Below are 394 nucleotides of genomic sequence, written 5' to 3' on the forward strand. Positions count from 1 at the left end.
AAGATTTTGGTTGGTACAACATCGATAAGCTTGCCAAAATTAGAAAGCCAAGAAGTATGTCAGTTGTTTGTAGAGAAGGAATGAGAGTAATCGCACTTGTAGATAAGAAAAATATAGTAATTAGGTTTCATGAAAGTAAACGCGGAGTATACCACTTGTCAAATTACCCATCTACATTAGGATCGACGGTGATTAGTTACAAAACTGTAGAAGATGACAAGGTTTTGTTTAGTGTTTATTCCATGAAAAAATTTAGATCTAGATTGAATATGCCGGAACCAAATGTGGTATCTAATGCTGAATTTAGGAAAATAATTAGACAATTACATTAAGAATATTATTTAGAGATAAACACTAACTTCTATACTCTGTACAGCACCTCAAGATATATGGA

General features: G+C 32.2%; 1 protein-coding gene. It reads left to right on the top strand.

Features of this window, described 5'->3' with window-relative positions; translation table 11 throughout:
* Nucleotides 1–332, top strand: a 332-nt coding sequence (locus A3850_RS20370; RefSeq protein ID WP_231915257.1) for a hypothetical protein, incomplete at its 5' end; no start/stop codon positions are given.
* Nucleotides 333–394: the final 62 nt, after the last annotated feature.

Origin of the sequence: Lewinella sp. 4G2 (assembly GCF_001625015.1) — a bacterium.
GTDB lineage: Bacteria > Bacteroidota > Bacteroidia > Chitinophagales > Saprospiraceae > Neolewinella.